This is a genomic window from Dactylococcopsis salina PCC 8305 (genome assembly GCF_000317615.1).
Classification (GTDB): domain Bacteria; phylum Cyanobacteriota; class Cyanobacteriia; order Cyanobacteriales; family Rubidibacteraceae; genus Halothece; species Halothece salina.
On the sequence record NC_019780.1, the window covers coordinates 3,123,899 to 3,147,435 of the forward strand.

Consider the following 23,537-nt stretch of genomic DNA (forward strand, 5'->3'; position numbering starts at 1 on the left):
GAATAATCAATAATGAATAACAAACCAACAAACGCATCCAAACAACTGCTAAAAATTCTAATCGGGGCCGCTTGGATTGATGGTAAATTCCAACCAGAAGAACGTCAATACTTAATCAAAACCGCCGAAAAACAGCAACTTGCAGATGATCCAGAAATTCGTCCCCTGCTATATGAACTCAAAACCGTCAAACCCGAAGAATGTTATCGCTGGTTAGAAGAATACTTCGGCGGTTATCCCACCCAAGAAGACTACGAGAACTTAATTGAAGCCATCAGTGGTTTAATCTATAGTGATGGGGAAATGGCAAGCGAAGAAGCCAAACTTTTAACCGAAGTGCAACAATATGACCCCGCGAGTACCTCCTCCCTCGACAAAGTATTAAAAACTGTACAGAAACTTTATCAGAGATATGTAACAAGTTAGTCTAGAAAGAGTCGTTCTATAAATAATTCCCTATGACAACCTCTCCTAAAATTATTGTTCTTGATGATGACCCCACAGGTTCTCAAACCGTACATAGTTGTTTACTCTTAATGCAGTGGGACATAGAAACCTTACGCATCGGACTCCAAGATGAGGTTTCTATCTTCTTTATTCTCACCAACACCCGCGCCTTATCTCCCGAAGACGCAACCCAACGGACGCGAGAAGTCTGTCAAAACCTAAAAACTGCACTAACCACAGAAAACATCACCGACTTTTTAGTCGTCAGTCGGTCAGACTCCACACTGCGTGGACATTATCCCCTCGAAACCGATGTTATCGCCGCCGAACTCGGACCCTTTGACGCACACTTCTTAACCCCTGCATTTTTTGAAGGCGGACGCATCACTCGCGACAGCATCCATTACATTGTTTCCGAAGCGGGAGAAACTCCTGTTCATCAAACCGAGTTTGCCAAAGACTCTGTTTTCGGTTACTCCCATAGTTACCTTCCCGACTATGTAGAAGAGAAGACCAACGGAAAAATTAAAGCCAACCAAGTGGAATGCTTAACCCTCCATGATATTCGTCAAGGAACAAAAGACCGTTTGCTTCAGCTAAAAAATAATCAATGTGTCGCAGTAGATGGAGAAACCCAAAGCGACTTAGACCGTTTCGCATCTGATGTTCTCGCAGCAACACAAGAGGGAAAACGCTTTTTATTCCGTAGTGCCGCCAGTTTATTAACTTCTCTCGCGCAACTGGGAAAACAACCCATTCCTCCTGAAGAAATGGGGAAATATGACGCAACACCTAAACCAGGGGTGGTGTTAGTGGGGTCTCATGTGAAGAAGTCAACCGCGCAACTTTACGCATTGTTAGAAGAAGCAACAGTGACAGGAATAGAAGTAGATGTGAAACGGTTGCGAGACTTTCCAGAGACAAGAGACCAACAGTTAACAGAAATTTTGCAAAGCATTAAAGCCACTCATCAAAACCAACAAACACCTGTTATTTATACCAGCCGTGAGGAATTACAATTTAAGAATACCCAAGAACGTTTAAACTTTGGGGTAAAAGTTTCGTCCTTTTTAATGGATATTGTCCGCAGACTTCCTTCTGATATTAGCTTTCTTATCAGTAAAGGGGGAATTACCTCTAACGATGTCTTGAGTGATGGGTTAAGATTACAATCAGCACGACTTTTAGGACAAATTCTTGCGGGTTGTTCTTTAGTTCGCAGTCCTGAAACTCATCCCCAGTTTCCGAATCTTCCAGTGGTTTTATTTCCTGGAAATGTCGGAGACAATCAAGGTTTAGTTACTGCTTACCGTCGCTTAAATAAACATCATAATTAACGTAGGTTGGGTGTAACCCAACATTCAATTTAATTTACAGTAAACATCATAATTAACGTAGGTTGGGTGTAACCCAACATTCAATTTAATTTACAGTAAACATCATAATTAACGTAGGTTGGGTGTAACCCAACATTCAATTTAATTTACAGTAAACATCATAATTAACGTAGGTTGGGTGTAACCCAACATTCAATTTAATTTACAGTAAACATCATAATTAACGTAGGTTGGGTGTAACCCAACATTCGATTTAATTTACAGTAAACATCATAATTAACGTAGGTTGGGTGTAACCCAACATTCGATTTAATTTACAGTGACCAGTGATTGATGTTGGGTTTCGTAAACTCCACCCAACCTACACCTGATTGATGTTGGGTTTCGTAAACTCCACCCAACCTACATGGATTTGTTACCAAGAACAAAATAGTAAATCATACGATGAAATGGCAAGACGTTATTGAACATCCGAGTTTAAAAGATTTGCCATTTAAGATTGAACTCGATGAAAATGGCAAAATTATAATGAGTCCTACTTCTAACCGTCATGGACGATTACAGGTTAAATTAAGTTTACTTTTGGCAAAATATGCGTCAGACGGAGAACTCTATTTAGAATGTTCAATTGATACGAGAAAAGGGGTGAAAGTAGCAGATGTGGCTTGGAGTTCCCCAGAATTTTTTGCAGAATATGGGGAAATTACTCCTCTTCCTGTTGCGCCAGAAATTTGTATAGAAATTGTTTCTCCCTCTAATTCTCAACGGGAAATGATGGAAAAAATTGATTTGTATTCGGCGAAGGGAGCGCAAGAAGTTTGGCTTTGTGATGATGATGGTCATCCGACTATACACACGCCAAAAGGAATGATACAACGATCGAATTTGATTACGGAGTTTCCCAGTTCTATTCTTTAATTTATCTTATTTTTAGGAAGTGATGAAAAAAGATTAAGGTGCTTTGCGCTAAAATTAGAGGAGGTGGTTTCACTATCTATTAAAGGTAGGTTGGGTATAGGAAAAAGTCAATTTACTGTAAATCCCCCCTAACCCCCCTTAGAAAGGGGGGAATCAATGGAGTAACGAAACCCAACATCACTCAAAAGTCGATCAAAGTAGGTTGGGTGTAGAGTAGCGAAACCCAACATCACTCGGATGTAGAAAATTGGGAGTTAAAATCAATGTCAGGTAAAATTGTTCCTCATCAAAGAAGTTATCCGACAGCTTATGCGTTATGGTGTTTTTGTTTTTTATCTGTGTGTGGCGTTCATCGCATCTACGCAAGACGCTATTTTTCAGGCTTTTTCTATTTGATCACGTTTGGCTTTTTTGGAATTGGTCAATTTATTGATCTTTTTATGATTCCAGGGATGATTGATGAGGAAAATTTGAAGATAAAAGCGCTTTATGGTTATCAACCTGACCAAGGTAGTTTTTATCAAACTCCTGAAAGTATTGTTATTAATTTGAAAAGGAATGATCCGCCTCAAGTGAATGGAGAGAAAACGGCGGAAAAACCCTTAAAGGGGAAAGATATCGATCGAGCGATTCTCCAAACTTGTAGAAAAAGCAATGGCGCAACCCTAGCGGAAATCTTCTTAGAAGTAGATGAAGATTATGAAAAATTAGAAACACGGGTCCAAGATTTAATGAAGAAAAATCTCCTTTACATTGATAATCGTGCTGATGATGGCGCAGTCATTTATAAGATTAATTAAATGGATAGGGAGGAAAGTTCCCTAAAAAGTGATGGTTGAAATCTTAGATTTTTAATCAGAATAAATATCGGGGTCAATGTCTGACTATTGACCCCTGAATAAATTTAATTAATTAACTAAAATTGACCGAATAATCCGTGTCCTGTGGCGACTTCTAAAATTAATAAAGAGACAAAACCAATCATTGCTAAACGTCCGTTGAGGAGTTCTGCGTAAGGGGTAAAACCAGCGCGGGATTCCTCTTGTACATATACGTCTGGTTCAACTGCGAAGTTGTTCATTTTACCTTGATCGTCAACGATCGAGCCTTTTCCAGTAGTCATTAATTTAATCCTTATGTTTAATTCAACGTTAAACTTACTCTAACAAGGTTAATTAAGTTTTGTAAATAGATTGAGGGAAAGATTTACAGATGGAAATTACTGTGATAAAGTTGCCAGTTCAAAAACGCTTTCCTTTGACCATTTCTAGGGGAACAACCGCTAAAACCACCAATCTCTGGATTAAACTGGAACAGGAGGGGATTGAAGGGTGGGGGGAAGCAGTTCCGTTTTCCATCGGTGGGGAAAGTAAACAAGATACAGAGTTGTTACAGAAACAGGTTCGAGAGATTATACCCATCTTAAAATGTTTCAAACCGACGGCGCGATCGAGCATTCAAGCTAAACTAAAAGAGGCGAAGGTTTCTTCTGCGATTTGTAGCGCGATCGATGTGGCGTGTTACGATTGGTTAGGAAAACGCGCGGGACTCCCGTTGTGGGAAATTTTGGGACTTGATATCAATCAAACTGTTCCCATTTCTGTTACCGTTGGCATTAGTTCCCCAGAAGAGGGAAAAAAACGCCTTGAAAATTGGCAAACCGTCACCACAGGAAACCGTATTAAAGTAAAATTAGGCAATCCCGACGGACTAGAAGCAGATCAAAAACTCTTCCAAACCCTTTACCAAAACTCTCCCAACAGTGAATTTACCATTGATGCTAACGGTGGATGGACATTAGATCAAGCCATCACCATGAGTCATTGGTTAGCTGACTACAATGTTGCTTACTTAGAACAACCCCTTTCTGTGAGAGAAGACGAAAAACTTCCGACACTTGCGAAACATTCCCCTCTCCCCATTTTTGCTGATGAAAGTTGTTTCACCAGTGAAGATATTCCTCGACTGATGGCTTTAAATGTTGATGGCATTAACATTAAACTGATGAAAGCGGGAAGCCTCACGGAAGTCTTACGAATGGCTTACACGGCTCAATCTTGTGGCTTAAAAGTGATGTATGGCTGTTACTCTGATAGTAGTCTGGGGAATACCGCTATGGCCCATTTAGGCAGTTTAGCAGACTATCTTGATCTCGATAGCCATCTCAACCTCAAAGATGATCCGTTTTGCGGCGCGGTGTTAAATAATGGATATTTACAACCCAATTCATCACCAGGACTAGGAGTGACTTACAATGCAGCTAACGGCGGAACATCGGGTGGCGATTTTACTCTATGATGGCATTCGTGGGGAACAAGGCAAAACAGGATTGGCTTTTTTACGCTACAGTGAAGCCAATATTGTCGCAGTGATTGACCAAGATTGTGCAGGAGACTCTTTGTTTCGTTTGAGACGCATCGATCGAGACGTTCCCATTGTTGCTGATGTTACCACAGCCTTAACCTATCATCCCAATGTTTTATTAATCGGAATTGCCCCTTCTGGTGGACAACTCCCCCCAGCTTGGAAAGAGGAAGTCAAACAAGCAGTAAAAGCAGGTTTATCTGTCGTAAATGGGTTACACACTCCTATTCGATCTTTATTTGAGGAAGAATTGGTTTTACAATCAGGACAATGGTTGTGGGATGTGAGAGAAGAACCCACAGGGTTAGGAATTAGCGGTGGTCGGGCGCGGTTTTTATCTGCAAAAAGAATTTTAACAGTAGGAACAGACTTTTCCATTGGGAAAATGTCCACCAGTTTAGAATTAGTGACAATCGCAAAACAAAAGGGATACCGTGCTAAATTTCTCGCCACTGGACAGGGAGGAATGATGATTAGTGGCGGTGGAATTCCTCTCGATGCGATACGGGTTGATTTTGCGGCGGGTGCGGTGGAAAAGATGGTTTTAGAGGCTGGGGAAACAGGAGAAGATTTCTTATTTGTAGAAGGACAAGGTTCGCTGTTTCATCCTGGTTCAACGGCAGTTTTACCATTATTAAGAGGAACTCAACCCACTGATTTAATTTTAGTGCATCGTGCTGGACAAAGGGAGATTCGGAACTTTCCAGAGATTAAAATTCCACCTTTATCTGAGGTGGTGAAACTGTATGAAATGTTAGCCAGTGGTGTGGGTGCATTTGGTGAGATTAAAGTGAAAGGAATTGCTTTAAATACGTTTCATTTGGAGAAAGAAACAGCGAAACAGGAAATCGCAAAGGTTTCGGAAATGACTGGTTTACCTTGTAATGATGTGGTGCGTTTTTCTGGAGAGAATTTATTCTCTGCGTTGGTTTCAGCTTCGGAGAAACAATGAGAGAGTTTCTCCTTCCAATAGATTAGGGAAAATAATTAGGATCAAGGATAGTTTTGAGAGTAAAAGGAGACTCCACGGGAACAGTTGTTTCCGATAATTCTGATTTTCGCAAAAATACTTCTCTTGCGTCTTGGTAAGTAGTTGATAAGAGTTCAGGGAGAAATTGTTTTAGGCTAGGACTTTCTCTGAAAAGAATTTCAATTTGTTTTCTTTGTTCAATTACTGTATTTTTCCATCCTCTGGCGTTATCTTCTTTCTCTGTTTCCCAATATTGGAGTTTTAGCAAATGTTCAATCAGGATAAATAAACGACTGATTAACTCCCGCTTCTCCCGTTTTCCCATGCTTTCTAGTTCTGTAATTAAGTTGTCTAAGTCAAGGTCTTGAAATTGTTTCTTTTGTAAGGAAGTTACGGTTTGTTCAATCCAAAGATAAAAGTCTTTTTCGTATAAAGATGATTGAAGTTGCATGATGATTGTTTCTAATTTCTGGCTAGGCTAAGTTTTAGTTGGTCGATATTTCTGCACCAATATGTTTTTGATTGCGTTGTTTTGCAAGTTCTTGTTGTCGCCGACGTTCCCAAAATCGATCGCGCTGTTGCTGAGTTAAATGATCATAACAGTAAGGACAAGAAACACCAGCTTCATATTTTTCTGACTGACGTTCTTCGGGAGATAAAGGTTGACCACATCCATAACAAAGTTCATAGTTTCCTTTTTCTAATTCCTCATTAACCGCGACGCGATGATCAAAGACAAAACACTCTCCTTTCCATAATGATTTGTCCGAGGAAACGGTTTCTAAATAGTTCAAAATTCCCCCATTCAGTTGATAGACTTCCTCAAATCCTTGTGCGATTAAATAAGCGCTTGCTTTTTCGCAGCGAATGCCACCAGTGCAAAACATAGCAATTTTTTTGTGTTTGTTTGGATCAAGATTTTCCGCAACAAATTCTGGAAACTGACGAAAGTTATCTGTTTGCGGAGAAACTGCATTTTGAAATGTTCCCACTTTATATTCGTACTGGTTGCGCGTGTCTATTACTAACACTTCTGGATCAGAAATAATCTGATTCCAAGTTTCAGGATCAATATGTTTTCCTGTGCTAATTGCTGGCTTAATTTCGTTGACTCCCATCGTGACAATTTCAGATTTTATTTTTACTTTCAGGCGATGGAATGGTGGTTGATCTATGTCGGAAATTTTAGGTTCAATGTCAAGGAAACGATCGTCTTGTTGGAGAAACTGGAGAAAGTTATCAATACTTTCTGCTTCTCCAGAAAGGGTGCAATTAATGCCTTCTGTAGCTAAGAGAATTGTTCCTTTGATTCCTTCCTGTTCACAGAATTTTAAGCATCGATCGCGCCAGGTTTCTAAATTATCTAACTGTATAAATTTATAAAATGTTGCAACTTTCATTTGGTTCTATTCCTCCTTTTATTTTGCCCCCTAGCCCCCAAGTTTGGGGGGATTTTTGATTTTGCCCCCTAGCCCCCAAGTTTGGGGGATTTTTGATTTTGCCCCCTAGCCCCCAAGTTTGGGGGATTTTTGATTTTGCCCCCTAGCCCCCAAGTTTGGGGGGATTTTTGATTTTACCCCCTAGCCCCCAAGTTTGGGGGGATTTTTGATTTTGCCCCCTAGCCCCCAAGTTTGGGGGGATTTTTGATTTTGCCCCCTAGCCCCCAAGTTTGGGGGGATTTTTGATTTTGCCCCCTAGCCCCCAAGTTTGGGGGGATTTTTGATTTTGCCCCCTAGCCCCCAAGTTTGGGGGGATTTTTGATTTTACCCCCTAGCCCCCAAGTTTGGGGGGATTTTTGATTTTGCCCCCTAGCCCCCCTTCGTAAGCAGGGCTGTTTCATTCTCGGGGTCAAAATTGGCAGCGATTGCGCTCCGCGCACCGATGCGAAGCATCGATCGCCTGAACCTCTTACGGTACGTTCGATCGAGACGTTTTTCCTACTTTTTGGCTTTTTCATAAGAAAAAAGAGTCCTGAAATCTCCCCCATCTCCCTTGTCTCCCTTGTCTCCCCCATCTCCCTACCTCCCTTAATTTTAAAAGAATGAAACAGCCCTGCCCTTCGTAAGGGGGGAAAGAAGACGGGTTTCTTTAATCATTCATTATTTTATGGCTAAAAAACCTTCAAAACAAATATATTTCATCACGGTGGTAATATCAACAAACCCTGCTCTTTGTAAAAGTCCTAAATTTCCAGCAGTGGAAAACGGTTCTAAAATTCCTTTCAAGCTGCGATTCTTGGCGATGATTTCATCTCCTGAATAACCTTGATCTAATTTATAATCGGTGTAAAGTGTTGTCATCATATCTTGAAATCGTGCGTCAGGACTTCTCACTTTTTCAAACAGTAAAAACCCTCCTCCCCAGTTTAATGCGTCATAGATTCGATCGAACAAAAGTTGACGATATTTTGGTTTAATAAACTGCATCGTATAATAAGCAAAAATCAAATCTGCTTTTTCCAACTCTAAATCAATTAAACTCTCACAACGCACTTCCACATTAGAATAATCTTGACACCAATTTTGAGCATGGTTCACCATTTCTGCTTCGATATCAATCCCAATAAACTGGACTCGTTTATTCTGATGATGGGTGGCGAGACGAGTTAATAAACGTCCTGTTGAACATCCTAAATCATAACAAATTGAACCATCACCCAGGAAAAAATCAGACAGATTAACCCCTAATTGATGGGAGGTTTCATAAAAGGGAATTGATTTCTGGATATGCTGATCAAAGTGTTCACTAATTTCGCCACTAAATGACCAATTTGCGTTTTCTGCTTCGATTCGATCGCCGACATTTTCCATAGATTTTAATAAGAATCAAATTGTAACTTGTACTGAAATTAACCTAAAAAAAGAATACAGTCTGGAAACCAGCAACGGTCACTAAACATAAGTTTCCTTAAAGAGTAACTTAGCTTTGATAGTTATATCTAATCAATGAGCAAACTTCATCTTTCTTAACTTCTTACGAATTAATCAGGGTTTAAGCGCGATCGGGCTTGACAATGAGGTGCACTTAAATTAAAGTAACGCTGTATGGGTGCTAACTGTGTCTAAATTGCAAAAAATCAGGCTGTAATTCCCATGACTTCGTTAACGATGACAAAAATTGCTCAATTTGACGGTGAAGGCAAGAAACTAATTTGAAAACAGGATTTTTTACAAAATGTAAATAAAGGTTGACACAGCAGGAAAACCGATTCAATTATCTTTTGGTAATCGGAGGCAAAAGAGAATCGATCGAGATGGTAACATGAGGAAACCTGATGGGATTCCGAAGAAACCGTCAACACTTTAATGTTTAACTATCAGCCATTATACGACCAACTCGCGAACTCCCCTGCTGCGAAATGGTTGGAGACACTTCCTCAAGACGTAGAAACCGCATTACAACCGAACCGAAATGGACATTTCTTAGCATGGAAGGAAACTGTCGAGAGTCTTCCTCCTTTACCACCGAGTCTGATTGATCTCCAACAAGGAGTGATTAAAATTGGTTCTCCAGATGACACCGATGAAATCACTCGTCAGCGTTTAGAAGTCGGTTTGAAAAAACTTTGTCCTTGGCGAAAAGGTCCGATCGAGCTATTTGGGGTGTATATTAATACAGAGTGGCGTTCAGACTGGAAATGGCAACGACTCGAAAACCACATCACCCCATTAAAAGGACGAACTGTTTTAGATGTCGGTTGTGGGAACGGCTATTATATTCTAAGAATGCTCGGAAATGGCGCGGAATTGGTGATTGGAATTGATCCATCGGTGTTGTATGTGATGCAATACCAAGCCATAAAACAGTATTTTCCCACAACGAGGGGTTATGCAATACCGTTAGGAGTTCAACATCTTCCCGAGAAATTACACGCCTTTGACACCGTTTTCTCGATGGGAATACTGTATCATCAACGATCGCCGCGTGACCATCTCAAAACCCTACGCGATACCCTCAAACCTGGGGGAGAATTAGTCCTCGAAACAATTGTCATCCCAGAGGATTACACCGACGTTCTCATTCCAGAAAAGCGTTACGCCAAAATGCGAAATGTGTGGTCTATTCCCAACTGTTCAACTCTGGAGTCTTGGTTAAGCCAATGTGGCTTTAAGAATATCCGCTTAGTTGATGTTACCATCACCAGCACCGCCGAACAACGACGCACGGAATGGATTAACTCTCATTCTCTAGAAAACTTCCTTGATCCCAACGATTCCAGTAAAACCATTGAAGGATATCCAGCGCCACGAAGAGGGATTTTTATCGCCAACAGTTAGCCGTGTCTCTGACAGTTTTGGTAAATTCAACTATAATATATGGTAAAACTAACTATAATTATTGAACAACTGTGTTTACAACTGCTTTCGCAAAATCGAAACCAACAACTCATCAACTTCCGACGGATTTATTTACAGCTATTGAAAATCTAAAACAGGAACTCAATGCGGTAGTTTTAGCCCATTATTATCAGGAAGGAGACATTCAAGATGTCGCTGATTATATCGGCGACTCATTAGGATTATCCCAAAAAGCGGCGAATACAGATGCTGATGTGATTGTTTTTGCTGGGGTTCATTTTATGGCGGAAACCGCGAAAATTTTGAACCCTAATAAATTGGTTTTAATTCCAGATTTGGATGCGGGTTGTTCTTTAGCAGAAGGTTGTCCTCCCGAAGAATTTTCTCGATTTAAAGAGAGATATCCCGATCATTTAGTGGTGTCTTACATTAACTGTACCGCCGAAATTAAGGCGATGAGTGATATAATTTGCACGAGTTCTAATGCGGTGAAAATTATTAATCAGACTCCTGAAGAACAACCGATCATTTTTGCGCCCGATCGCAATTTAGGACGCTATGTAATGAAAGAAACAGGACGAGATTTAGTATTATGGGAAGGGAGTTGTATTGTCCATGAAACCTTTTCCGAAAAAGCGATCGTGCAACTCAAAACCACTCATCCCGAAGCAGAAATTATCGCCCATCCTGAATGTGAAGAACCCGTTTTACGTCATGCTAATTATATCGGTTCAACCACTCGTTTGTTAAAGTATTCTCAGGACAGTTCCCAAAAAGAATTTATCGTCGCCACCGAACCTGGAATTATTCATCAGATGCAAAAAGCGACACCCGAAAAGACCTTTATTCCCGCACCAGCAATGAATAATTGCGCCTGTAATGAATGCCCTTATATGCGTTTAAATACCTTAGAAAAACTGTATTTAGCCATGAAAAATCGTAGCCCTGAAGTGACACTTCCTGAAGAAATTCGTCAGGCTGCCTTAAAACCGATTCAAAAAATGTTAGCAATGAGTTAAATTGTAAGGGTGTGTTTTTGCGGTCGGGTGGCGGTAACAAAACTCAACCTTGATGTTGCCCTTAAAACTGAATTGCTGATGATTACTCAAACTAGATTTTTAACTTTAGAGGAGTTTCTAAAGTTACCAGAAACGAAACCTCCTTCGGAATATATCAATGGTCAAATCATTCCAAAACCAGTGCCTAAAACTCGCCACTCTCGACTACAAGGAAAATTAATTCATAAGATTAATGAAGTCGTCGAGGCGAAACAAATTGGTTATGGATTTCCAGAATTACGTTGTACCTTTGGAGAACGTTCTATTATTCCTGATATTGCTGTATTTCGTTGGGAAAATATCGCGATCGATGAAACGGGAGAACCTTTAGATCAGGTGATTATTCCTCCCAATTGGACAATTGAAATTCTTTCTCCTGATCAAAGTTCAAATCGAGTCATTGGCAATATTTTACATTGCCTTCAATATGGCAGTGAGTTAGGATGGTTAATTGATCCTGACGATCGCTCAATTCTGGTCTTTCAGAGACAACAACAACCAGAGTTATTTCAAGGAAATGATCAGTTAGTCGTTTTAGAAGGGATTGATTTGGATTTAACCGCAGAAGAAGTATTTAATTGGTTAAAAATGGGAACTTTCCCCACCTAACTTTTTTTGATGATTAATTGTCAGGACAAAAATGTAGGTTGGGTGGAGGTAACGTAACCCAACATAAATTAGTCATTAGGTAGGTTGGGTGGAGGTAACGTAACCCAACACAAATTAGTCATTAGGTAGGTTGGGTGGAGGTAACGTAACCCAACACAAATTAGTCATTAGGTAGGTTGGGTGGAGGTAACGTAACCCAACACCATCAAGAGGGGAATGATACCAAGTTTAGGTAATTCCTTGTAATTGGTGTTGGGTTTCGCTTCGCTACACCCAACCTACGGTTTATCTACGGTACTCTAAAAATATGGTATGCAAGCCGAGTTTAAGTTGAATAAAACATCATATCAACTCGGAAAAGCAAATTTTTTTTCAGGGGTTGCGCTCGATCGAGTTTCCTGATAAAGTATTTCTATATAATGGGAAGTGTTGCCAATTTTAGAAAACGTCTCTGAAAGCAAGGAAAATCGTTACTAACATCCCCCCTCCCCGTATTGACAAGCCTCGATCGAGCATTAGATTTCCCAAAATAATTAAACAGCAGTCATCAGGAAAACCAGTGGGCAAAATTAGGAAAATATGGTATGCAAGCCGAGTTTAAGTTGAATAAAACATCATCCCAATCTCCACACCAAGGTTGTTTCATTGTGAATGAAATCAACTCGCCCTGAGAAAGAAAGGGGGGAACAGCAACCCAACCCATGATTTCTCTTACTAACTGATTCGCTTTTCTAAATATTGACCAATCATAATTTCCTCACCAGCGCGAGAAATGATGGTTTGACGAGTGCGATATTTGTCGCTGATTAGTTTCAATTCTTCTTCAAAAACTGATCCATTGTATTCGGTTCGCAAACATAACGTATTGGGATTCGTAAAATAAAAATTAGCGGTGACTGGGGTAGAAATTGCAAAGCCCCGATCGCGATATAATGTATTTCCTAGCGCCCCGAATAGAGTGGAATCTTCTGACTGTTTTTTCCCCGTAACACTGTCCTCACTTTTCCAACTCACTTTCGCGCCACAAAGAAGGGTGTGAGGATGAAAGTGATGTAACCCTTCTAATACTGTTAAATCATCGCATCCCGCTTCTAAAAATTCTATCCAAATCTCGCTGGTAACTTCTTTCGTTTTGCCGTCTGATAAAGTGTAATAACGGCGCTGAGAGTGCCATCGACCGGCGGTTGTACGGAAAAATTGTGCGATTAATGGTTCAGTTTGTAGGGAACGCTGGCTTGATTGTACTTTCACAGATATCCTCACGCTAAAGTTTTTCTACCAGAAAAGTGAACTTTTCTCGGATTTGGTTTACATTATTTAATAAATATACAGCAAATCGCTTCCCTCTATTGTCAGAAATTTAACGGAATCTCCAAAAATCAGAACCATGAAGAAAGTTGAACTGCAAAACGTATCACGGCGTTATGGAAACACCAGCGCGATCGAAGATATTTCCTTCTCTATTGCGGAAGGACAATTTTGTGTGTTGGTGGGGCCTTCAGGTTGCGGAAAATCAACTCTATTACGTGCGATCGCGGGGTTAGAAAAAGTGAGCGACGGTAGGATCTACATCAACGAGCAACGAGTCAATGATATTCCCGCAAAAGATAGAGATGTCGCAATGGTTTTCCAAAATTATGCCCTCTATCCCCATTTAACCGTTGCGGAGAATCTAGAATTTGGGCTAAAAATGCGGAAAATCGATCCGAAAATCAGAGAGAAACAAGTACAAAAAATCGCCCAATCATTAGGAATCTCTCATCTTCTCAATCGTAAACCGAAACAACTCTCAGGAGGACAACAGCAACGAGTGGCGTTAGGACGTGCGATTATTCGTCAACCGCAAGCGTTTTTGTTAGATGAACCCCTATCCAACTTAGACGCACAACTACGAGAAGAAACCCGCGCTGAATTGAAACGTCTCCATCAAGAGTTAGGGATTACTACCATCTATGTTACCCACGACCAAGGGGAAGCAATGACGCTAGGGGAACAATTGGTGGTGTTATCTGAGGGAAAAATTCAACAAATTGGCACACCAGAAGCAGTTTATCACTATCCAGCGAACTTGATGGTGGCGGGGTTTTTGGGGAGTCCTCCCATGAATTGTGTTCGCGTTCAATATATGGACGGTAAACTACAATTGGGAAAACAGAGTCTTCCTGTTAACAGTGAACTGGAAAAACACCTACTTAATTACAATGAAAATAAATTTTGTTTAGGGATACGTCCCGAAGCAATTTCTGCTGTTTCCCCGTCCTTAGAAGACGAATTCGGGACTTTAGAATTAGAAGTGAAGTTGATTGAGCCATTGGGTCGAGAAACGCTGTTACGGGGGGAAATTGTGGGAACAGAGGATGATCTAAATTTTCTAGTGCCAGGAATTTGGCAAGGAAAGCCAGAACAACGGCTGACTGTGAAAATTGACCTCGATCGAGTCTTTATTTTTGATCAGAATAATGGCGAGAGGATTTATCCTAGAAATTGATCGAAAACAATTAATCAGAGATAATATCTGTAAAATTGTGCAACTATAGTGGGTGTTAGCTGCTGAGTCGGAAAGCAATTAAGATGTCGTGTAACTCTCATGGTCGAAAAAGTGGAAAAAATTGTTGGCGAACGCTATCAAATCATTAAAGAGTTAGGAAGGGGTGCTTTTGGTCAGACTTATCTGGCGCAAGATTTAACCGAACCGAATAACCCTCGGTGTGTCGTCAAGCATCTGAAGCCTCAAGCCAGTGATGAGTCAACCCTACGAGAAGCGAAACGACTGTTTGTGATTGAAGCAGAAGTGATGGGAAAGCTCAGTGATAGTGATCAGATTCCTAATCTTCTCGCTTATTATGGTGAGGATTTTTACCTAGTCCAAGAGTTTATTGATGGGCATGATTTAAGTAAGGAGATTCGCATTGGACACCCTTTAAGCGAAGAAAAGGTAATCGAGTTCCTGAAAGAAACCCTTCCCATTTTGTCATTCATTCATAAAAATAATGTGATCCACCGCGACATTAAACCGTCTAACCTCCGTCGTGGGAAAAATGGCAGACTTTACCTCATTGATTTTGGGGCGGTAAAAGAGATTAAAACCCTCGTTTTGACTGCTGATGGACAGCCGCAACCCAGTATTGTCGCTGGCACACAGGGGTATATGCCCCCAGAACAATTGCGAGGCAGACCACGCTTTAATAGTGATATCTACGCGGTGGGTTTGATTGCGATTCAAGCGTTAACGGGAAAAGCGCCGACGCAGTTAGAAGAAAACCCAGAAACTGGAAAGTTACAGTGGCGAGATCAAGTTCAGGTTTCTGAAGAGTTAGCAGAAATTTTGGAAACCATGACTCGATCGGAGTTTGGCGATCGATATCAGTCCGCCGATGAGGTGATTAAACATTTACAAGAGTTACATCAGTCGGGAAAAACTGATCTCAAAGAGCAGATTAAACAGAAAAAACGCATCCGAGAAGGGAAAACCTGGCGACGTTGGATTCCTTTGGGAATCGGAGGAGGGGTGGTGATGCTAGGGGTGTTTTTGTTCCCCATCGCTAGGGCGATCTATTTGTTTAATCAAGCTAATGGCTTGGCTCGTGAGGGAGAATATGTGGAGGCGATCGCGCTTTATGAAAAAGGATTAGACTTATATGAGAACTCAGCAGAAGCCTGGTTGAATCGGGGCTTTGCTTTAGCGCAGTTAAGACGCTTTGAAGAACAACTGTCTTCCTGTGATCAAGCGATTCAACTTGATCCAGAGTTCGTGGAAGCACTGAATTGTAAAGGGTTAGCACTGGATGAGTTAGGACAAAATGAAGCATCCCTGCAATGGTTTGAAAAAGCGGTTAATATGGAACGGGATTTTTATCAGGCTTGGAATAATCGCGGGGAAGTGTTAATGGAACTCGATCGGCATCAAGAGGCGCTAGAAGCCTTTGATACCGCTAAACTCTATAATCCCGACTATTTATTTGCTTGGAATAATCGCGGTAATGCTTTGTATAAATTAGAACGTTATGCCGAAGCGATCGCAGCTTATGATGAGGCGATCGAGATTGCTCCGAACTATTCCTATGCTTGGAATGGTAGCGGAAACGCACGACGTAAGCTAGAACGTTATGAAAAGGCGCTTTCTGATTATAATCAGGCGATTGAACTCAACTCCGAATTTTACGAAGCATGGTACAACAAAGGGTTAACGCTGTTGGCTTTGGATCGAAGAAGAGAAGCTCTCGAAGCATTTAACCAAGCGGTTAAAATTAAACCTGATTATGAAGCCGCCATCAGTCGCAGAGAAAGATTGCGCGATCGTTTGAACAATTAATTAGGGAATAAATGTTATCTCATCAATCTAGATTTCTCCTCGTAATCAGCTTAATGCTGCTAACTGGATGTAGTGAGGAAATTGAACAACGTCTTGCTCCTGATCCACAATTACAAGAACAACAAAATAATTCCACTAATCCATCTGCTACTTCTGAGACGGAAACAGAAAGCCAGTCGTCATCTAATTCTAAAGACGAAACCAACACTGAAGAATTAGCAGTTTCAACCGACGTTCCAGATATAATTCCCTTTTATCCCAACTCAGAAATCGTCAATCAAAACATCCAACCCGATCGTCAGTCTGGGGAGATGGAATTGATTTCTAACGATCGCCGTAACTCCATTATCGAATTTTATCAGCAAGAATTAAACAATGATTCATGGGAAATCAAAACTCCCTCTGTAGAAACTGACACGAACACTGATCAACAGAGAATCATTGCTGAATCCGATCAGTTAAAACTAACCATCTTTGTTGCTTCGCGAGATGATAGCAACAGCAATCGTATTCGGATACGCTATCAACCGCTTTCTTCTTCCACTACTGAAACCGCTACCGATTCCTTTTCTGATTTAGACAAAACCCCTGATTCCTTAGAAACCTATGTGCGAGACGTGGCGAAATTGGGAGTTTTAAGCGCGATCGAACCTGAAAGCAAACAATTTTCTCCCAACGCAGAAATTACTCGCCGCACCTTCGCCCGTTGGTTATTCCAAGCGCATAATCGCTTCTACCCCGATCGCCCCAGCCAACAAATTCGTTCAGTTGAACAAGCAGAAACGCCCGCATTTCAGGATATTTCCCCCAATGATCCCGACTTCAAAATCATTCAAGGTTTAGCAGAAGCGGGAATCATCCCCTCCCGACTCACCGACGATGCGACAATCACTCGTTTTCGCCCTGATGCCCCCTTAAAACGAGAAACCCTCCTCTTATGGAAAATTCCCCTCGACACTCGTCGCAATCTCCCAGAAGCGGATGTGAAAACCGTTCAGGAAACGTGGGGGTTTCAAGATGCCAGTGAAATTGATTCTAAAGCATTCGGGGCTGTAGTTGCTGACTTTTCTCAAGGGGAACGATCGATCATTCGTCGTCTCTACGGTTACACCCAACTTTTACAACCGAATAAACCTGTCACCCGCGCACAAGCAGCGGCTGCGCTTTGGTCATTTGGCACACAAGGAGACATCATCACCGCTAAGGAATTAACTGATGATTGATGAACCGCCCGTTTTTTCTAATAAACGAACCGATTGAATGATCATCGTTTTTTCCAGTGCCTTTGCCATATCATAAAGGGTTAAAGCACTAACAGAAACCGCAGTTAAAGCCTCCATTTCTACCCCCGTTTGCGCCGTGGTGACAACTTCAGCGCGAATTTGATAGCCTGGTAAATGTTCATCGGCGGTTAATTCGACTTTGACATTTTGCAAGGGTAGAGTATGACATAAGGGAATCAATTGTGAGGTTTGTTTGGCTGCCATAATTCCTGCTAAACGAGCGGTGGCTAAAACATCTCCTTTCGGCGCATTTCCCGCTTCGATCGTCGCTAAAGTGTCTGAAGACATTTTGATTTCCCCTTGCGCGATCGCCCGTCGTTTCGTGACCGCTTTCTCCGAAACATCCACCATCCGAGCTTCTCCCGCCACATTGAGATGAGTTAAATTTTTTTCTTGCGTCATAGCGATGATCTGTGTTATATTTAATTACTGTTGATTAAAACTCAACATTTGGGCTTGTAGCTCAGTGGACTAGAGCACGTGGCTACGGACCACGGTGTCGGGGGTTCGAATCCTCCCAGGCCCGCTTCGGTTAAGATTATATCAATTTTAAGGAGAGGCGATCGTTTCTCCTAGTTTTGCTGTTTAAATTGAGGAAAAATAGGACGTGGAGAAATTTAGAGATTACCCCTTGACATTCTCAAAAATGTCTTGCTATATTTATAGAGGTTGAAAAACAAAGCCATTGGGGTGTAGCCAAGCGGTAAGGCAACGGGTTTTGGTCTCGTCATTCCTAGGTTCGAATCCTAGCACCCCAGTTAAAAAAAAAGTTAGCCCCAACTCACAGAGTTGGGGTTTTTTTGATCCAGTTTAGGGAATAAAATCAGTAAGCGGGAGGGGGAAGGAAAAGTCTTCACTGCTTAAACTTTCAGGTGTAGTTTGAGCAAGACGAGCAATATCTTGGTCAAAGATGGTGACAATTGTAGAGCTTCCCGCAGAGCTTAAGGTTATATCTTCCCAAGTTAACCGCTCAAATCCAGCAATAGCGATTGTATCTTCTCCGAGGGTAAAATCTCTGACTAAGTTCATTGTTTGTGGAATATCCGCAGTAGCTAAATAAAACGTATCTGCTCCCAAACCACCGATTAAGGTGTTATCACCGCCATCAGTCACGAACAAACTGTCATCACCAGAGTTTCCAAACAAATGATTGCCATGACCTGCAATCAAAATATCATCACCTGATCCAGCATAAAAGCGTTTTCCTCCTTCACTCCCAGAACCATCAATGATATCGTTACCAGAACCAGCAAAAACAATCGAACGCTCTGAAGTCATAACTTGACTGAGGTTTGTGGTTGGAAAAACGTTATCTTCTGTCGTCCCAAAAATTGGCATACTTTGAGCGATTGGATTAGCAATTTCTATGGCTTTTTCTTGCTCATTGGAATTTTCCTCTGATTGATTGTTTCTTGATTGATTAAAATCATCCTCATCAAAATCATCCTCATCGTCATCCTCATCGAAGCGGAAAACCTCTCCATTACTACGAGTGATAGTAATAGCATCTAAATCTTCGTCGTCAGCTTCTCCAAAAACCGTGATCCTTTCACCGACTTGTAAACTCATGGGGAGAGTCTCATCAGAATCAGGTTCAACGAGAAAGGTTTGTCCATTACTGTCTAAAACTAATTCCTCAGAGACAAGATTAACAATCGTTCCAGAAACCTCAATCAGTCGGTCATCTTCATCGAAATCATCCTCATCGAAATCATCCTCATAGTCATCTTCATCGAAATCATCCTCATCGAAGCGGAAAACCTCTCCATTACTACGAGTGATAGTAATAGCATCTAAATCTTCGTCGTCAGCTTCGCCAAAAACAGTAACTTCTTCGCCAACTTCTAAATTCAGTGGAGAGTCCGTATTGGCTTCCACTAAAATTTCCTCGCCGTTACTGTTTAAGATGAACTCATTTTCAAAGATGTTGACCACTTCGCCAGCAATTTCTGTGAGAAAGTCATCATCATCATCGAAATCATCTTCAAAGTCGTTGCGATAATTTTCACGTTCTCCTGCCCAAGGAGGAGGTCCTTGCGGTTCCCGAATACTAATGATTTCTCCGTTGCTGCGAGTAATGCTAAAAGCATCAAAATCTTCATCGTCTGCTTCTCCAATTACGGTCACTTGTTCTCCTTCTTCTAAGTCAAGTGAGAAGTACCAACTGGGACCAGTATCAACTAAGATATTCCCGAAACTACTGTCTAAAATAAACTCGTTACCAAAGATGTTGAGAATTTGTCCTTGAATTTGTAGGGTTTCCATATTTAATTAACTCCTGATTGTTGTGTTCAATTGTGGAAAAAAGCAGAAATTTAAATCTCATCACTACCAATCGCGCCCTGAAGGACCACCTGCCCAGGGGGGAGGGCCTTGGGGTTCTCGAATACGGATTGTTTCTCCATTCCCCCGAGTAATCTGATAGGCATCAAAATCATAATCGTCATACTCGCCAACAACAGTGACGGTTTCTCCTTTACGCAAATTTAACCGACGATACCAACTCGGACCCGCATCAACGATGATTTCTCCAGTGCCATCGCTTAAAATGAATTCATTGCCAACAACGCTGCGAATTTCTCCTTGAATTGTGACGCCAGAGGTGCGTCTTAACTCGTCAATGGAGACTTGCGCTTCGGCTTTGGGGGTGACAATCCCGACTAATAGGGCGGAAATTAAGCCCATACTGAGTGTTAACTTCATAGCATGATTAGTGTGAACAACTAATTACAAGATAGAAAGCAACTATGACCAGAAAATGACCCGTTTAAAGATTAGAGATTTGGGGGAGAAAAATCGAGAAAGTAGAACCTTGTCCGATCTCGCTGGTGACGGTGATTTTGCCCCCGTGAGCTTGAATAATATGTTGCGCGATCGCGAGTCCTAACCCAAATCCTTGTGTTTTCTGACGAGAGTGATTACCGCGATAGAAACACTCAAAAATGTGAGCTAATCCCGTCTCAGGAATCCCGATTCCTGTATCGGTGACATGAATAGAAATCTGTTCCTCATGGAGTTGGAGGGCTAAAGAAATCCTGCCACCCGGATTAGTGTAACGACAAGCATTGCTTAACAAATTTTCGATCGCGCTGCGTAAAAGAGTCTCATCTCCTTGTACCTTAACCTTCACTGAGGGACACTTTTTAGAGAAATCCAATCCTTGATGTTGTGCTGTTTTTTCCCATTGAAGGGCTAAAGTTTCGATTAAGCGGTTTAACTCCACTGGTTTTAACTGTTTTGAAGATAATAACCCCTCATGTCGGGCGAGAAATAACAAATCACTGACTAAGGTACTCATCTGTTTGGTGAGATTGATAATATTATCTAAACGTTTCTGCATTTCTTGGGATGACTCTTCCTCATCCTCTAAGATCATTAACCCCACTTGAGCATTACTCAAAACCGCCGCCAGAGGAGTTCTCAGTTCATGGGAAGCGTTAGCCGTAAATCGTTCTAACTGCTGACAAACTAAGGACAAACGTTGATTGGCTTCGCGGAAATTCATTTCTCGCTGACTTAACTCTCTTTCTAATTCATAAAAGAGACGAATCGCCAAAACACTACCCAAAAGCGCGATCGCGCCAAAGATACATAAAACAATCCAAGTCACTTGACGACTCAAATCTCGATGTTTTCTCCGTTGTCGTAATAAAGTTTCCTCTGTCTTCGCAAACTGTTCCAGCGCTTCACGAGTCCGATCCATTGTTCCTTTCCCTTCTTCTAGCCAATCATAAAGAGCAGCAGTAGAACCCTGATTTTCACTCCCGATGCGTTTTAAATCACTGGTTAAAGTCACTTTCTGCTCAAATAGGGCTAAATTTCGATTAACCAGTCGTTCGATTTGATCCAGTTGTTTTAGTTGTTGAGGATTATCTTGTACTAAGGTTTCTAAACGTTGTAGAGACAAAGGAATCACAATTTGTGCTTTGTTATAAGGTTGTAAAAACTCATCCCGTCGCGTTAACCCAAATCCTCTCACACCTGTTTCCGCATCCACCAAGGCTTTCAAAAGGCGTTTAGTTTCTAAGCGCACGGTTTGGGTATGTTGAACCCAAGTTTCATCTTCCACCAAACTGGCTTTTAACCAAGCAAATGCAGAAATCGCAGTCAGTAAACAAACCACAGGAATACCGAGAATCACTGTTCCGCGTACACGAATTGGAAGATTTCTCCAAGATTTAGCCATGTTGATCCATCGGTTCCAGACAATAGCCGATTCCGTAAATAGTTTGAATCCAAGTATCTAAACCCAGTTCTCGCAACTGTTTCCGTAAGCGTTTAATCCGAGCAGTAACCGCATTACTTTCTGGTTGCTCTCCCCATTCCCAAAGGGCGAGTTCAATTTGATTATAGGTCAGAATTTGTCTTGGATGACGCATCATGTATTCCAACAATTGAAAGTTACGACTTTTTAGCTTCAGACTTTGCTCTCCCCACTCAACAGACATTGTATCTAGATGTAACACTAACCCTTCTACCTTTACCTGATCACTACGCCACAGAGGTGAGCGTCTCCGTAAAGCTCGTATCCGCGCTAACAATTCTGTGATATCTACGGGCTTGACTAAATAATCATCTGCCCCAGCATCTAACCCCATGACTAAATCTTCGGTGGTATCCTTAGCGGTGAGAATCAAAATTGGGCTAGAGATTCCGTTGTGACGAAATTCTTGGCAAAGCACTACACCATCATTTTCTCCTAACATCCAGTCTAAGATCAGCAAATCATAAGTTTTTTCTCCCATTAACCACCGCGCTGTTGTTCCTTCTTCTACCGCATCGACAATATTTCCACAACGGCTTAAAGCCACATAAAGGGGTTCAAGTTGAGCCGGATCATCCTCTACTAATAAAATTCTCATGGTTTCATTAGCGTTCTAGAAGTTCTTTCGGTTTTTCTTCGATATACTCATAATAGGTTATCGCAGAGTTTTATATCACTGATTGCTATAATTTTTGTCAATTAAAAACAAGGTTGGAAAAAAGTAGAGGTGAGTTCCCGTGTTTAATGCGACATTTCCCCATATTCTCGCTTTAGATTTTGATGGTGTTTTGTGTGATGGTCGTGGCGAATATTTAGAGAGTAGTTGGCGCGTTTATTCCGAGATTTGGGGAAGTTCTGATCTTGATCTAGAGACACTCAGACCGCGTTTTTATGCGTTACGATCGGTAATTGAGACGGGTTGGGAAATGCCTTTATTGCTGCGATCGATGCAACAGGGGGTTTCTGATTTGGAAATCGAGGAAAACTGGTCATCGCTTGTTCCTAAAATGCTAGAAAGGGAAGGATTAACGTCTTCAGAAATCGCACAATTATTAGATGAAAAACGCGATCGATGGCTTGAAACTCATCTCGAAGACTGGTTAGCCCATCATCAATTTTATCCCCATGTTCTCCCAACATTAAAGAAACGATTAGAGTCAACCGCGACAAAAATTTATATTATCACCACAAAAGAAGGACGTTTTGCAAGGAAACTTTTAGAGAAAAACGGAATTAATTTCCCTTCGGATCAGATCATTGGGAAGGAATACCAACAGCCGAAAACCCAAACACTTCTGAGTTTAATGAAAACAGAAACCACAGTCTGGTTTGTTGAAGATCGTCTGAAAACGTTACTTTCTGTGCAAAAATTTTCGGGGTTAGAAGCAGTGGGTTTATTTTTAGCAGACTGGGGATATAATACCGCTCGATCGCGCGCGATCGCAAGCAAAAATCAAGGGATTAGAATATTATCTTTAGAACAATTTAACCAAGATTTTTCCCTCTGGTAGAGGACAAACTGCCGTGAGATTGCTTAAGCTAAAATATGGGTGATCTAACGTTAATTTATTAATATAGCAATCCCATAAGAATTGTGAATTAATCCCCCCTAACCCCCCTTTGAAAGGGGGGGATTAGAGGTAAATTGCCTTTGTCAGATTAAAAGTAGGTTGGGTA

General features: G+C 41.3%; 23 protein-coding genes and 2 tRNA genes. 15 read left to right on the plus strand and 10 right to left on the minus strand.

Annotation, left to right across the window (positions count from 1 at the left end; translation table 11 throughout):
• The first annotated feature begins 12 nt into the window (after positions 1 to 12).
• From DACSA_RS14980 to DACSA_RS14995, 4 genes are all read left to right on the plus strand, one after another.
• Complete coding sequence (locus DACSA_RS14980) at positions 13 to 426, plus strand: tellurite resistance TerB family protein (protein WP_015230558.1); 414 nt, start codon at positions 13 to 15, stop codon at positions 424 to 426.
• Between the two features lie 32 nt (positions 427 to 458).
• On the plus strand, positions 459 to 1,784 hold the full coding sequence (locus DACSA_RS14985) for a four-carbon acid sugar kinase family protein (protein ID WP_015230559.1): 1,326 nt from the start codon (positions 459 to 461) through the stop codon (positions 1,782 to 1,784).
• Between the two features lie 444 nt (positions 1,785 to 2,228).
• Positions 2,229 to 2,702, plus strand: a complete 474-nt coding sequence (locus DACSA_RS14990; protein ID WP_015230560.1) for a Uma2 family endonuclease — start codon at positions 2,229 to 2,231, stop codon at positions 2,700 to 2,702.
• 263 nt (positions 2,703 to 2,965) lie between these two features.
• Positions 2,966 to 3,502 (plus strand): TM2 domain-containing protein, encoded by a 537-nt coding sequence (locus DACSA_RS14995; protein WP_015230561.1) that lies wholly within the window; start codon positions 2,966 to 2,968, stop codon positions 3,500 to 3,502.
• Between the two features lie 116 nt (positions 3,503 to 3,618).
• On the opposite strand, the gene DACSA_RS15000 is transcribed toward DACSA_RS14995, so the two are convergent.
• Entirely contained in the window at positions 3,619 to 3,825 is a 207-nt protein-coding gene (locus tag DACSA_RS15000; RefSeq protein ID WP_015230562.1) for a chlorophyll a/b-binding protein, read from the minus strand.
• An 89-nt stretch (positions 3,826 to 3,914) separates the two neighbouring features.
• Here DACSA_RS15000 and DACSA_RS15005 point away from each other — a divergent pair, with 89 nt between their 5' ends.
• Complete coding sequence (locus tag DACSA_RS15005) at positions 3,915 to 5,000, plus strand: mandelate racemase/muconate lactonizing enzyme family protein (RefSeq protein WP_015230563.1); 1,086 nt, start codon at positions 3,915 to 3,917, stop codon at positions 4,998 to 5,000.
• On the plus strand, positions 4,957 to 6,018 hold the full coding sequence (locus tag DACSA_RS15010) for a DUF1611 domain-containing protein (RefSeq protein WP_015230564.1): 1,062 nt from the start codon (positions 4,957 to 4,959) through the stop codon (positions 6,016 to 6,018). The genes DACSA_RS15005 and DACSA_RS15010 overlap by 44 nt, the downstream gene beginning before the upstream one ends.
• A gap of 22 nt (positions 6,019 to 6,040) precedes the next feature.
• On the opposite strand, the gene DACSA_RS15015 is transcribed toward DACSA_RS15010, so the two are convergent.
• The 3 genes from DACSA_RS15015 to DACSA_RS15030 form a co-directional block, all read right to left on the minus strand.
• Positions 6,041 to 6,487 carry a DUF29 domain-containing protein gene (locus DACSA_RS15015; protein WP_015230565.1) on the minus strand — a complete coding sequence of 149 codons (447 nt, stop codon included), beginning with the start codon at positions 6,485 to 6,487 and terminating at the stop codon, positions 6,041 to 6,043.
• A 34-nt stretch (positions 6,488 to 6,521) separates the two neighbouring features.
• Positions 6,522 to 7,436 (minus strand): oxygen-dependent tRNA uridine(34) hydroxylase TrhO, encoded by a 915-nt coding sequence (trhO, locus tag DACSA_RS15020; RefSeq protein ID WP_015230566.1) that lies wholly within the window; start codon positions 7,434 to 7,436, stop codon positions 6,522 to 6,524.
• Between the two features lie 699 nt (positions 7,437 to 8,135).
• Complete coding sequence (locus tag DACSA_RS15030) at positions 8,136 to 8,846, minus strand: methyltransferase domain-containing protein (protein WP_015230567.1); 711 nt, start codon at positions 8,844 to 8,846, stop codon at positions 8,136 to 8,138.
• A gap of 495 nt (positions 8,847 to 9,341) precedes the next feature.
• On the opposite strand from DACSA_RS15030, the gene cmoB reads away from it, so the two are divergent.
• The 3 genes from cmoB (at position 9,342) to DACSA_RS15045 (ending at position 12,001) form a co-directional block, all read left to right on the plus strand.
• Positions 9,342 to 10,313 carry a tRNA 5-methoxyuridine(34)/uridine 5-oxyacetic acid(34) synthase CmoB gene (cmoB, locus tag DACSA_RS15035; RefSeq protein ID WP_015230568.1) on the plus strand — a complete coding sequence of 324 codons (972 nt, stop codon included), beginning with the start codon at positions 9,342 to 9,344 and terminating at the stop codon, positions 10,311 to 10,313.
• A 71-nt stretch (positions 10,314 to 10,384) separates the two neighbouring features.
• The gene (gene nadA, locus DACSA_RS15040) at positions 10,385 to 11,353 is read left to right on the plus strand and encodes a quinolinate synthase NadA (protein WP_015230569.1); all 969 of its coding nucleotides are present in this window, start codon (positions 10,385 to 10,387) and stop codon (positions 11,351 to 11,353) included.
• A 78-nt stretch (positions 11,354 to 11,431) separates the two neighbouring features.
• Positions 11,432 to 12,001 carry a Uma2 family endonuclease gene (locus DACSA_RS15045; RefSeq protein WP_015230570.1) on the plus strand — a complete coding sequence of 190 codons (570 nt, stop codon included), beginning with the start codon at positions 11,432 to 11,434 and terminating at the stop codon, positions 11,999 to 12,001.
• Between the two features lie 714 nt (positions 12,002 to 12,715).
• Here the strand turns inward: DACSA_RS15045 and DACSA_RS15050 are convergent.
• A complete protein-coding gene (locus DACSA_RS15050) occupies positions 12,716 to 13,252 on the minus strand; it encodes a phycobiliprotein lyase (protein WP_015230571.1) in 537 nt (178 codons plus the stop codon).
• A 136-nt stretch (positions 13,253 to 13,388) separates the two neighbouring features.
• Between DACSA_RS15050 and DACSA_RS15055 the strand changes: the two genes are divergently transcribed.
• From DACSA_RS15055 to DACSA_RS15065, 3 genes are all read left to right on the plus strand, one after another.
• Complete coding sequence (locus DACSA_RS15055) at positions 13,389 to 14,489, plus strand: ABC transporter ATP-binding protein (RefSeq protein ID WP_015230572.1); 1,101 nt, start codon at positions 13,389 to 13,391, stop codon at positions 14,487 to 14,489.
• A 99-nt stretch (positions 14,490 to 14,588) separates the two neighbouring features.
• Positions 14,589 to 16,313: a tetratricopeptide repeat protein gene (locus tag DACSA_RS15060; protein ID WP_015230573.1), complete on the plus strand. Its 1,725-nt coding sequence runs from the start codon at positions 14,589 to 14,591 to the stop codon at positions 16,311 to 16,313.
• 11 nt (positions 16,314 to 16,324) lie between these two features.
• Positions 16,325 to 17,536 (plus strand): S-layer homology domain-containing protein, encoded by a 1,212-nt coding sequence (locus DACSA_RS15065; protein WP_015230574.1) that lies wholly within the window; start codon positions 16,325 to 16,327, stop codon positions 17,534 to 17,536.
• Here the strand turns inward: DACSA_RS15065 and moaC are convergent.
• Positions 17,522 to 17,998: a cyclic pyranopterin monophosphate synthase MoaC gene (moaC, locus tag DACSA_RS15070; RefSeq protein ID WP_015230575.1), complete on the minus strand. Its 477-nt coding sequence runs from the start codon at positions 17,996 to 17,998 to the stop codon at positions 17,522 to 17,524. The two genes, DACSA_RS15065 and moaC, sit on opposite strands and share 15 nt — an antisense overlap.
• Positions 17,999 to 18,048: 50 nt before the next feature.
• Between moaC and DACSA_RS15075 the strand changes: the two genes are divergently transcribed.
• Positions 18,049 to 18,122: transfer RNA gene (locus DACSA_RS15075), tRNA-Arg, on the plus strand.
• A gap of 160 nt (positions 18,123 to 18,282) precedes the next feature.
• Positions 18,283 to 18,354, plus strand: a tRNA-Gln gene (locus tag DACSA_RS15080).
• 52 nt (positions 18,355 to 18,406) lie between these two features.
• Here DACSA_RS15080 and DACSA_RS18390 read toward each other — a convergent pair.
• From DACSA_RS18390 to DACSA_RS15100, 4 genes are all read right to left on the minus strand, one after another.
• Positions 18,407 to 19,861, minus strand: a complete 1,455-nt coding sequence (locus DACSA_RS18390; RefSeq protein ID WP_015230576.1) for a calcium-binding protein — start codon at positions 19,859 to 19,861, stop codon at positions 18,407 to 18,409.
• Between the two features lie 63 nt (positions 19,862 to 19,924).
• Entirely contained in the window at positions 19,925 to 20,299 is a 375-nt protein-coding gene (locus DACSA_RS20975; protein ID WP_015230577.1) for a NirD/YgiW/YdeI family stress tolerance protein, read from the minus strand.
• 64 nt (positions 20,300 to 20,363) lie between these two features.
• A complete protein-coding gene (locus DACSA_RS15095) occupies positions 20,364 to 21,782 on the minus strand; it encodes a sensor histidine kinase (protein WP_015230578.1) in 1,419 nt (472 codons plus the stop codon).
• A complete protein-coding gene (locus DACSA_RS15100; protein WP_015230579.1) occupies positions 21,775 to 22,458 on the minus strand; it encodes a response regulator transcription factor in 684 nt (227 codons plus the stop codon). Before DACSA_RS15100 ends, DACSA_RS15095 begins: the two co-directional genes overlap by 8 nt.
• Positions 22,459 to 22,597: 139 nt before the next feature.
• Here DACSA_RS15100 and DACSA_RS15105 point away from each other — a divergent pair, with 139 nt between their 5' ends.
• Positions 22,598 to 23,371 carry an HAD family hydrolase gene (locus DACSA_RS15105; protein ID WP_015230580.1) on the plus strand — a complete coding sequence of 258 codons (774 nt, stop codon included), beginning with the start codon at positions 22,598 to 22,600 and terminating at the stop codon, positions 23,369 to 23,371.
• Positions 23,372 to 23,537: the final 166 nt, after the last annotated feature.

What these genes read in the sequence shown, in the direction of transcription:
- DACSA_RS14980 (WP_015230558.1), top strand. Translation starts at nt 13, where the DNA reads ATGAATAACAAACCAACAAACGCATCCAAACAACTGCTAAAAATTCTA.
- DACSA_RS14985 (WP_015230559.1), top strand. Translation starts at nt 459, where the DNA reads ATGACAACCTCTCCTAAAATTATTGTTCTTGATGATGACCCCACAGGT.
- DACSA_RS14990 (WP_015230560.1), top strand. Translation starts at nt 2,229, where the DNA reads ATGAAATGGCAAGACGTTATTGAACATCCGAGTTTAAAAGATTTGCCA.
- DACSA_RS14995 (WP_015230561.1), top strand. Translation starts at nt 2,966, where the DNA reads ATGTCAGGTAAAATTGTTCCTCATCAAAGAAGTTATCCGACAGCTTAT.
- DACSA_RS15000 (WP_015230562.1), bottom strand. Translation starts at nt 3,825, where the DNA reads ATGACTACTGGAAAAGGCTCGATCGTTGACGATCAAGGTAAAATGAAC.
- DACSA_RS15005 (WP_015230563.1), top strand. Translation starts at nt 3,915, where the DNA reads ATGGAAATTACTGTGATAAAGTTGCCAGTTCAAAAACGCTTTCCTTTG.
- DACSA_RS15010 (WP_015230564.1), top strand. Translation starts at nt 4,957, where the DNA reads ATGCAGCTAACGGCGGAACATCGGGTGGCGATTTTACTCTATGATGGC.
- DACSA_RS15015 (WP_015230565.1), bottom strand. Translation starts at nt 6,487, where the DNA reads ATGCAACTTCAATCATCTTTATACGAAAAAGACTTTTATCTTTGGATT.
- trhO (WP_015230566.1), bottom strand. Translation starts at nt 7,436, where the DNA reads ATGAAAGTTGCAACATTTTATAAATTTATACAGTTAGATAATTTAGAA.
- DACSA_RS15030 (WP_015230567.1), bottom strand. Translation starts at nt 8,846, where the DNA reads ATGGAAAATGTCGGCGATCGAATCGAAGCAGAAAACGCAAATTGGTCA.
- cmoB (WP_015230568.1), top strand. Translation starts at nt 9,342, where the DNA reads ATGTTTAACTATCAGCCATTATACGACCAACTCGCGAACTCCCCTGCT.
- DACSA_RS15045 (WP_015230570.1), top strand. Translation starts at nt 11,432, where the DNA reads ATGATTACTCAAACTAGATTTTTAACTTTAGAGGAGTTTCTAAAGTTA.
- DACSA_RS15055 (WP_015230572.1), top strand. Translation starts at nt 13,389, where the DNA reads ATGAAGAAAGTTGAACTGCAAAACGTATCACGGCGTTATGGAAACACC.
- DACSA_RS15060 (WP_015230573.1), top strand. Translation starts at nt 14,589, where the DNA reads ATGGTCGAAAAAGTGGAAAAAATTGTTGGCGAACGCTATCAAATCATT.
- DACSA_RS15065 (WP_015230574.1), top strand. Translation starts at nt 16,325, where the DNA reads ATGTTATCTCATCAATCTAGATTTCTCCTCGTAATCAGCTTAATGCTG.
- moaC (WP_015230575.1), bottom strand. Translation starts at nt 17,998, where the DNA reads ATGACGCAAGAAAAAAATTTAACTCATCTCAATGTGGCGGGAGAAGCT.
- DACSA_RS18390 (WP_015230576.1), bottom strand. Translation starts at nt 19,861, where the DNA reads ATGGAAACCCTACAAATTCAAGGACAAATTCTCAACATCTTTGGTAAC.
- DACSA_RS20975 (WP_015230577.1), bottom strand. Translation starts at nt 20,299, where the DNA reads ATGAAGTTAACACTCAGTATGGGCTTAATTTCCGCCCTATTAGTCGGG.
- DACSA_RS15095 (WP_015230578.1), bottom strand. Translation starts at nt 21,782, where the DNA reads ATGGCTAAATCTTGGAGAAATCTTCCAATTCGTGTACGCGGAACAGTG.
- DACSA_RS15100 (WP_015230579.1), bottom strand. Translation starts at nt 22,458, where the DNA reads ATGAGAATTTTATTAGTAGAGGATGATCCGGCTCAACTTGAACCCCTT.